This is a genomic window from Sphingobium sp. 22B, assembly GCF_001580035.1.
Classification (GTDB): Bacteria; Pseudomonadota; Alphaproteobacteria; order Sphingomonadales; family Sphingomonadaceae; genus Sphingobium; species Sphingobium fuliginis.
The window spans coordinates 1-3791 of record NZ_LTAB01000065.1 but is presented as its reverse complement, the minus strand read 5'-3'; the positions used below and the strand labels follow the sequence as shown (position 1 = coordinate 3791).

Genomic DNA, 3791 nt, shown 5'->3' with positions numbered 1-3791 from the left:
GCCGCCGCGAAGGGCGTATCGATCGGCGTCCATTTCCAGCAGCGGATCATGACACCGGCCTGTTCGGCGGCGAGGAAGCTGTCTCTGGCAGATCAGCCGCCCGCCGACCTGATCGAGGCGAATCGGCAGGATCGCGCCGGGGGTGGGGGGAAGAGCGGCGGACGGCTATGGCGCGCCATGGGTCAAATCGGGCGCGGGCCGCGCGCTGCGGGTTTCTGTCGCATCGGCTTGAGCGGAAAACCGGTTCCCACTTTTGCGCACGATGCTCTAATTATTGCCGCCGATCAGGTCGCCCAGGCCGCCGAGCACGGAGCCTTCGCCGCGATTCTGGCCGCCGCGGCTGCCCGCCGCCGCCAGCATGCGGCCGGCGAGGCGCGAGAAGGGCAGGGACTGTATCCACACCTTGCCCGGCCCGGTCAGGCGCGCGAAGAACAGGCCTTCGCCGCCGAACAGGATGCTGCGCACGCCGCCCGCGCGCTCCAGGTCGAAATCCACCGTGTCGGTATAGGCGGCGACGCAGCCGGTATCGACGTGAAGCTGTTCGCCGGGGGCCAGTTCGCGCTCCACGATGGTGCCGCCCATCTGGACGAAAACCCAGCCGTCGCCCTCCAGCTTCTGCATGATGAAGCCTTCGCCGCCGAACAGGCCGGTCATGATCCGCTGCTGGAAATGGACGCCGATCGATACGCCCTTCGCGGCGGCGAGGAAGCTGTCCTTCTGGCAGATCAGCCGCCCGCCGACCTGATCGAGGCGAATCGGCAGGATCGCGCCGGGGGTGGGGGAGGCGAAGGCGACCCGCGCCTTGCCCCGGCCATTATGGGTGAAGACGGTGGTGAACAGGCTTTCCCCCGTCACCAGCCGCTTTCCCGCGCCCAGCAGCTTGCCCATGAAGCTGCCGTCGCTGCCGCCGCTGCCGTCGCCGAAGACGGTGGTCATGCCGACGGCGGCGTCCTTCCAGACCAGGGCGCCGGCCTCCGCCACGGCGCTTTCGCCGGGATCGAGCTCTATTTCCAGAAATTGCAGTTCCTGGCCCTTGATCTCGAAATCGATGTCGTCGGCCAGGCCGGCTTGACGATGATGTTGCCAGGGACTGGGGTTCGGCATGGTCGCGGGCTCCTGAATGGTTCCGGCCGATCATAGCCGTTCCCGGCCGGGTTCGGCCAGTCTTTGCGTGTACGCAAAGCTCTGCCGGGGGAGCGTGGCCCGGAAGGCAGGCGCGCGGGATTACCGGTCGAAGATGATCCTCAGGCTCTTGATCAATCCGGAAGTCTCGCTGAATTCGAACAGGTCGACAAGATCGGTGTCGATCCTGACATCGTCCTTGCGTACCCATTCATAGGCGAAATGGGCGGCCCAGCGGCCCGGATCGCCGACGGCGCCGTAGAGGGTGCGGAGGCGGACGCTGGCGCTGATCGTGTCGTCGAACAGCTTGCGGTAGAATTCCGCCACCGGAACCTCGCCATAGACCGGCGAGTGGACCACGCCTTCGGGATCGAAGCAGGCGACGGTGGCGTCCAGGTCGCCCGCCTCCATCGACTTCAGATAGGTGCGGACGATATTTTCCTGCGGTGCGGTGGCGGTCATCGGGGCTCTTTCTGCGGGGCGTTGGCCACCGCCTTCATCTCGACGAGGAGGAGGGGGTGGGGAAGCTGGTGGACGGCGACCGTGGTCCGGGTGGGGCCGTTCTCGTCGAAATATTCCGACCACACTTCGTTGAAGCCGCCGAAATCGTTCATGTTCACGAGGAAGCAGCCGACTTCGACGAGATTGCGCAGGTCCGCGCCCTCGCTGCGGAGGATGTCGCGGATATTTTCTATCACGGCGCGGGTCTGCACGCGGATGTCGAGATCGGTGACGCCCATGGGGTCGACCTTCCCGCCCGCGAAGCTGTTGTCCGGCAGGCGCGAGCTTGTGCCCGAAACGAACAGGAGGTCGCCGGCGCGGCGGATATGGGGAAAGCGGCCGCGCGGCTTGGCCTTCCCGACGACGATGCCCTTATGTTCGGTCATGCTGCCACCATGAATTCAGCGGCGCCGAGCGCCTGGACGTCGAGGCGGACATGCAGTCCGGGGCGCAGCGGTTCGGCGTTGGTCGCGGAACCGGCAAGCACGATGTCGCCCGGGCTGAGCTGTTCCCCGGCATCGGCCGCCAGGCGCGCGGCGGAGACCAGAGCGCGCAGCGGATGGCCCAGAATGGCCGCGCTGGAGCCGATCTGGACCGGCAGGCCGTCGAACTGCATCACCATGCCGAGATTGGCGATGTCCTGCCCGGCGCGCCGCCATGGCCCCACCACCAGGCCCGAGGAGGACGCATTGTCCGCGACCACGTCGCCCAGGCTGAACTTGAAGTCGCGATAGCGGGAATCGATGATCTCCATCGCGGGGGCGACAGCCTCGATCGCGTCCTGCGCCTGGAGCATGGACACCACGCCCGACAGCGGTTTGCGGATGAGGAAGGCGATTTCCGGTTCCACGCGCGGATGGATGAAGCGGCTGAGGTCCAGCGGGGCGCCTTCCTCCACCAGCATCCGGTCGGTGAGCCGGCCCCAGATCAGGTCGCTCACGCCCATCTGCACCATCTTGGCGCGGCTGGTGAAGCCCAGCTTCATGCCGATGCGGCGTTCGCCGCGGCCGATGCGCCGGGCGATGGAGGCGGCCTGCACGGCATAGGCGTCGGCCTCTTTCAGGTCCGGCCCGAACTGGGGAATGGCGGTGGCTGTCCGGGCGGCTTCATCCACCGTCGCGGCATAATGTTCGATGTCGGTCATGATCGGCGTGCTCCCTGGACATCGCGCTGTTTCACAAGGCCGGCCGCATGGCCGGCCGCTGGCATGGTCTGGATCATGCGGCCTCCCGTCCGAAGGCGGCCGTCACCGAACCCAGCCCTTCGATGCGCGCTTCGATGATATCGCCCGGACGGGCGGCGACCATCGGGCCCAGCGCGCCGGTCAGGACGACATCGCCCGCCTGCAGGGGCCGTCCGACCTTCGCCATGGTGCGCGCCAGCCAGAGGGCGGCGTTGAGCGGGTGGCCGAGGCAGGCCGCGCCCGCGCCGACCGAGACCGGCTCGCCCGCGCGGAACATCGCCATGCCGCACAGGCGCAGGTCGACGTCCGCCAGCTTGCGGGGCGCGGCGCCCAGCACATAGGCGCCGCTGGAGGCATTGTCCGCGATGGTGTCGAGGATCGAGATGTCCCAATTGGCGATGCGGCTGCCGACGATTTCGATCGCGGGCAGCACATAGGCGGTGGCGGCCACCAGTTCGGTCAGCGTCGTGTCCGGGCGGTCGAGATCCCGTTCGAGGACGAGGGCGACCTCCGCCTCCGCCTTGGGCTGGAGCACGCGGTCCCAGGCGACGATCTCGCCGTCCTGCACCTCCATGTCCGCGAAGAGGATGCCGTAATCGGGCTGGTCGACGCCGAGCTGCTTCTGCACGCTTTTCGCCGTGAGGCCGATCTTGCGCCCGATAATGCGCCGGCCGTCCCCTTCGGCGCGCTGGACGTTGATGTTCTGCACCGCATAGGCGGCGGCAAGGTCGCCTTCAGGCAGCAGGCCGCGCACGGGCGGACAGGGGATGCCGCTCGTCTGCGCGGAAAGGAGCTGCGCGGCGGCCTGTTCGATGGAGGCTGTCATAGCTTGATGCACACATTTTTGAGTTCGGAATAGAAGTCGAGCGAGTGATGCCCGCCTTCGCGGCCCAGCCCGGACAGCTTGGCGCCGCCGAAGGGGGTGCGCAGGTCGCGCAGGAACCAGGTGTTGAGCCAGACCAGCCCGACCTCGATCCGTCCGGGG

The 3791-nt window shown here is 67.6% G+C and carries 6 protein-coding genes; all 6 read right to left on the bottom strand.

Translation table 11 applies throughout. The features are described 5' to 3' along the window. Positions 1–267 precede the first annotated feature (267 nt). A complete protein-coding gene (locus tag A0J57_RS24880; protein ID WP_025551437.1) occupies positions 268–1104 on the bottom strand; it encodes a TIGR00266 family protein in 837 nt (278 codons plus the stop codon). A gap of 120 nt (positions 1105–1224) precedes the next feature. After that, positions 1225–1584, bottom strand: a complete 360-nt coding sequence (locus A0J57_RS24875) for a nuclear transport factor 2 family protein (RefSeq protein WP_061939186.1) — start codon at positions 1582–1584, stop codon at positions 1225–1227. Then, positions 1581–2009: a RidA family protein gene (locus tag A0J57_RS24870; RefSeq protein ID WP_061939188.1), complete on the bottom strand. Its 429-nt coding sequence runs from the start codon at positions 2007–2009 to the stop codon at positions 1581–1583. The genes A0J57_RS24875 and A0J57_RS24870 overlap by 4 nt, the downstream gene beginning before the upstream one ends. After that, positions 2006–2767 (bottom strand): 2-keto-4-pentenoate hydratase, encoded by a 762-nt coding sequence (locus A0J57_RS24865; protein WP_061939190.1) that lies wholly within the window; start codon positions 2765–2767, stop codon positions 2006–2008. Before A0J57_RS24865 ends, A0J57_RS24870 begins: the two co-directional genes overlap by 4 nt. Positions 2768–2840: 73 nt before the next feature. Next, positions 2841–3632 carry a 2-keto-4-pentenoate hydratase gene (gene mhpD / locus A0J57_RS24860; RefSeq protein ID WP_062017457.1) on the bottom strand — a complete coding sequence of 264 codons (792 nt, stop codon included), beginning with the start codon at positions 3630–3632 and terminating at the stop codon, positions 2841–2843. Beyond that, positions 3629–3791: aldehyde dehydrogenase family protein (locus A0J57_RS25745; protein WP_153023179.1), on the bottom strand; the 163-nt coding region annotated here is incomplete at its 5' end. The genes mhpD and A0J57_RS25745, both read right to left, overlap by 4 nt.

Bases quoted from the DNA above. Each gene is read 5' to 3' on its own strand.
- A0J57_RS24870 (WP_061939188.1), bottom strand. From the start codon at position 2,009: ATGACCGAACATAAGGGCATCGTCGTCGGGAAGGCCAAGCCGCGCGGC.
- mhpD (WP_062017457.1), bottom strand. From the start codon at position 3,632: ATGACAGCCTCCATCGAACAGGCCGCCGCGCAGCTCCTTTCCGCGCAG.
- A0J57_RS24880 (WP_025551437.1), bottom strand. From the start codon at position 1,104: ATGCCGAACCCCAGTCCCTGGCAACATCATCGTCAAGCCGGCCTGGCC.
- A0J57_RS24875 (WP_061939186.1), bottom strand. From the start codon at position 1,584: ATGACCGCCACCGCACCGCAGGAAAATATCGTCCGCACCTATCTGAAG.
- A0J57_RS24865 (WP_061939190.1), bottom strand. From the start codon at position 2,767: ATGACCGACATCGAACATTATGCCGCGACGGTGGATGAAGCCGCCCGG.